Annotated in this window: 4 protein-coding genes; all 4 read right to left on the bottom strand. The window is 67.9% G+C overall.

Annotated features, from left to right (window positions below; translation table 11 throughout):
* Window positions 1–393: L-threonylcarbamoyladenylate synthase (locus FW784_RS12800; RefSeq protein ID WP_149353722.1), on the bottom strand; the 393-nt coding region annotated here is incomplete at its 3' end.
* Window positions 390–827, bottom strand: coding sequence for a DUF4440 domain-containing protein (locus FW784_RS12795; RefSeq protein WP_149353721.1), 438 nt, complete (start codon window positions 825–827; stop codon window positions 390–392). The genes FW784_RS12800 and FW784_RS12795, both read right to left, overlap by 4 nt.
* A 37-nt stretch (window positions 828–864) precedes the next feature.
* Window positions 865–3,405, bottom strand: coding sequence for a DNA topoisomerase I (locus tag FW784_RS12790; protein ID WP_149353720.1), 2,541 nt, complete (start codon window positions 3,403–3,405; stop codon window positions 865–867).
* A 182-nt stretch (window positions 3,406–3,587) separates the two neighbouring features.
* Window positions 3,588–4,368 (bottom strand): RDD family protein (locus FW784_RS12785; RefSeq protein WP_149353719.1); only part of this gene is annotated, 781 nt, incomplete at its 5' end.

Below are 4,368 nucleotides of genomic sequence, written 5' to 3'. Positions count from 1 at the left end.
CGCGCCGAGCCGCGAACACAGCGCGGCGACCACCGGATGCGCGCTGACGCGCACCGCAATGTCGTCCCGGCCGCCGGTGATCCAGGCGGGCGCCGAGGTCCGCGCCGGCAACACCCACGTGTTGGGCCCCGGCCAGCTCGCGCGTACTCGCCCGAGCGCGCGCGCATCGAGCGCGGACCAGTCGACCACCGCATCGAATTGCGCGGCGTCGCTGCCGACCAGGATCAGTCCTTTCCCGACCGGGCGCCGCTTGATCGCCAGGAGCCGGTGCACGGCCTCGCCGTCGAACGGGATGCACCCGAGGCCCCAGACCGCCTCGGTCGGATACGCGAGCACGCCCCCGCGGATGAGCACGGCAACCGCCGTCGCGATGTTGAGATCGTCCGCGCTCATGGCGCGGCGTCGCGCCAATCCGGGCCGCCGTCCTGCCAGAGCACGCTCGCGATGCGCCAGCCCGCGGGCGCACGCACCAGCTGCAGCGACTTCGCGCCTTCGCCATCGAACGCCGTGCCGTCGCGCAGTCCCTGCTTGCGGTACGCCGACAGGCGCGTGGCGATGTCGCCGGCGACCGCGGTGCGCGACGCCGTTTCCCATTCGTGGAAGCCGGACAGCGTGCCGTCGCTGAGCCACGCGCGCCGCGGCCCGATGAAGCCGTCGAGATGCATGCACGCAACGCGGTCGCCGTCGCGGCGCACGATCAGTGCGTCCGGCAGGAACACGTGCTCCGGCGTGGCGAGCAGCGGCGACGCGCCGTTGCGATTGTCGAACATCGCGTAGAACGCGGCGACGAGCGCATCTATGGCAGCGACCGTGTCAGTCGATGCCATCGGGCTGTCGGGCGTTCGATGCGTCGCCACCATCGCCTCAGAACGGGGTGTCGTCCAGCTCCGGCGCGGGACGCGCGGCGGCTTTCGCGACCACCTTCCTGGCGACGGTCTTCGTAGCCTTCTTGGCTGCCGACTTCTTGGTCGCCGTCTTCTTCGTGGCCTTCTTCGCCGTCTTCTTCGTGGCAGCCCCTGCCGACTTCGTCGCTTTCTTGGCCGGCGCCTCGCCCGCGGTCTTCGCCACCTTCTTCGACACGACCTTCTTGGCCACCTTCTTGCCGAAGCCCTTTCGCATCGGCTTGCCGGTGTCGGCCATCATCTGCGTGACTTCCGCCAGCGTGAGCGACGCGGGTTCGCGATCCTTGGGGATGCGGCCGTTGAGCTTGCCATCGCTGATGTACGGGCCGTAGCGACCGTTGAGCACCTGGATGTCACTGCCCTCGAAGGACTTGATGATTCGATTGCGCGCGATCTCTTCCTTCTGCTCGATCAGCTCGACCGCGCGCTCGAGCGTGATCGCGTACGGATCGTCTTCCTTCGCCAGCGACGCGTAGGTCGCGCCGCGCTTGGCGAACGCGCCGAAGCGCCCGATGCCGACGCTGACCTTCTCGCCCTTGTCCTCGCCGAGGTCGCGCGGCAGCTTGAAAAGCTCAAGCGAATCTTCGAGCGAGATCGAATAGATGCTCTGGCCCGGCCGCAGCGACGCGAACTGCGGCTTCTCTTCTTCCTCGCTGGTGCCGATCTGCACGAGCGGACCGAACTTGCCGATGCGCGCGCTGACCTGGCGGCCGCTCTTGGGATCGAGGCCGAGCACGCGCACGCTGCCGGCGTCGGTGCGATCGATGTTGTCCTTCTTGTCTTCGACGAGCTTCTTGAACGGCGACCAGAAGCGCTCCATGAGCGGCACCCATGCTTCCTCGCCGCGGCTCACCGCATCGAGCTCGTCCTCGAGCTTCGCGGTGAAGTCATAGTCGACGTACTGCGTGAAATGCGCGGACAGGAACTTGGCCACCGCGCGGCCGACGTCGGTCGGCTTGAAACGGCGGTTATCGAGATCGACATACTTGCGCGCGAGCAGCGTGGCGATGATCGACGCGTACGTGGACGGTCGGCCGATCCCGTATTCCTCGAGCGTCTTCACCAGCGACGCTTCCGAGAAGCGCGGCGGCGGCTCGGTGAAGTGCTGGTCGGCGATGACGCGGTTGAGCGGCAGGCGATCGCCGGTCTTCATCGCCGGCAGCTTGCGACCCTCCTCGTCGTCTTCGGCGGTCTTGGTGTCCTTGCCTTCCTCGTACACCGCAAGGAAGCCCGGATCCACGACCGTGGTGCCCGACACGCGGAACGAATGCTCGCTGCCGGCCGCGAGATCGACGCTCACCGTGTTGAGGGTCGCCGGCACCATCTGCGAGGCGATGGCGCGCTTCCAGATCAGCTCGTACAGGCGGCGCTCGTCGTCCGGAAGGTACTTGGCCACGGACGCCGGCGTGCGCAGCGCGGAACTGGGGCGGATCGCCTCGTGCGCTTCCTGTGCGTTCTTCGACTTGGTCGTGTACGCGTTCGGCTTGTCCGGCACGGCGCGCGTGCCGAAGTCGCGCGCGATCACGTCGCGGATCTCGACGATCGCGTCCTGCGACAGGTTCACCGAGTCGGTACGCATGTAGGTGATCAGGCCGACGCTGCCTTCGGCGCCGATGTCCAGGCCCTCGTACAGCTTCTGCGCGACCTGCATCGTGCGGCGCGTGGTGAAGCCGAGCTTGCGCGCGGCTTCCTGTTGCAGCGTCGAGGTAATGAACGGCGGCGACGGGCGACGCTTGCGTTCCTTGCTGGTGACGTCGGTGACCTGCAACACGCCATCGGCGGCCTTCGAGATCCGGTCGCGCGCGGAATGCGCGTCGGTCTCGTTGGTCAGAGTGAACTGCTCGACCTTCTTGCCGTCGAGCTTGATGAGTCGTGAATTGAAGGCCTGCGAGGGATGCGCGACCTCTGCCTCGATCGTCCAGTACTCGCGCGCGATGAAGGCTTCGATCTCCTCCTCGCGCTCGACGATCATGCGCAGTGCGGGCGACTGCACGCGGCCCGCGCTGAGCCCGCGCTGCACCTTGCGCCACAGCACCGGCGAAAGGTTGAAGCCGACCAGGTAGTCAAGGGCGCGGCGCGCCTGCTGCGCGTCGACCAGCGGTTCGGCGATCGCGCGTGGACGCGTCATTGCTTCCTTGATCGCGCGCGGCGTGATTTCGGTGAACACCACGCGCTCGAGCGTGCGGTTCTCCAGCAGGCCGCGCTCGCGGAGGATCTCCGCGATGTGCCAGCTGATCGCCTCGCCCTCGCGGTCCGGGTCGGTCGCCAGGTAGAGATGTTCGGCGGACTTGGCGGCCTTGGCGATCGCGTCGACGTGCTTCTCGTTGCGCTCGATCAGCGCATAGCGCATCGCGAAGTGGTTATCCGGGTCGACCGCGCCTTCCTTCGGCACCAGGTCGCGGACGTGGCCGTAGGAGGCGAGGACGGTGAAATCCTTGCCGAGGTATTTGTTGATCGTCTTCGCCTTGGCGGGCGATTCGACGATGAGGAGGTTCTTGGCCATGGCGGCTCCGTGGGGGCGGGCGGCCCGGAATCCGGCTTCGCGAAGGGTCCGCGCAGCCACGAAAAGGGGACGTGGAAAGCGGCGACGCCCGCGGAACTGGTCCGCGGGCGCGCCGGTCATCTATATCTAGTGTCATCACGCGGTGGCCGCGGCTGTCAAGCCACGGCTGCCGGGCGGGCGCCTCAGTGGCCCGCGCTGGCCACCAGCGAGAGCGCGAATGCGATCAGCCCGACGTAGGCGATCGTGCCGAGCCCGACCAGGCAGAGGATGACGATGGTGACCGCGCCGAGTTCACGCCGCTGCCGCTCCGGATGGGCCGTGAAGGCCCAGCGGTCCACCACCAGCGTCGAGCAGATCATGTCGTGCAGCGCGCGTTTGCGGTCCGTGAAGCCGGCCATGATCAGGCCGATGCCGATCGGGATCGACGACAGGATCAGGCCGAAATAGCGGCCGAACCCGCGCCAGAACGAGATCGGCTCCCCGGCCTCGTCGGTCACCTTGATTCCTACTGCCATCTTGCCGAGCGTGGCCTGGTGGGACGAGGCATGCATGACCCCGAAGTAGGTGGCGGCCAGCGCGAGTGGCGCGAGATACATCACGAGGACGCCGATGACGCCCGCCACCGTGCCGACCGCCTCGCTGCGGTTCGAGCTGAGAGCCGCCATGCCGCCGAACATCACCCCGGCGATCAACATCTGCAGGAGGAACCCCGGAATGCCGACCACGAAGCCATCGATCGTGTAGGCCGCGACGCGCTTCCAGAAGCCCGCATAGACCACTTCGCCGCCCATCACCGCCATCGCGGCGCCGCCGAGCGCGGCATTCGGCGCGGCGTACGGGGAGGCGTTGACCGGCGCGACCGGCACGCGCTCCACCACGTGGTATGGGTTGTAGCCGCTGGCGACAGCCAGCGCGGGTTCGTCGTTCGGCGCCGCGAACAGCGGGCGTCGGTCCTCGGCGGCC

Source organism: Cognatilysobacter lacus, assembly GCF_008274655.1.
Lineage (GTDB): Bacteria > Pseudomonadota > Gammaproteobacteria > Xanthomonadales > Xanthomonadaceae > Cognatilysobacter > Cognatilysobacter lacus.
This window is presented reverse-complemented; position numbering and strand designations above follow the sequence as displayed.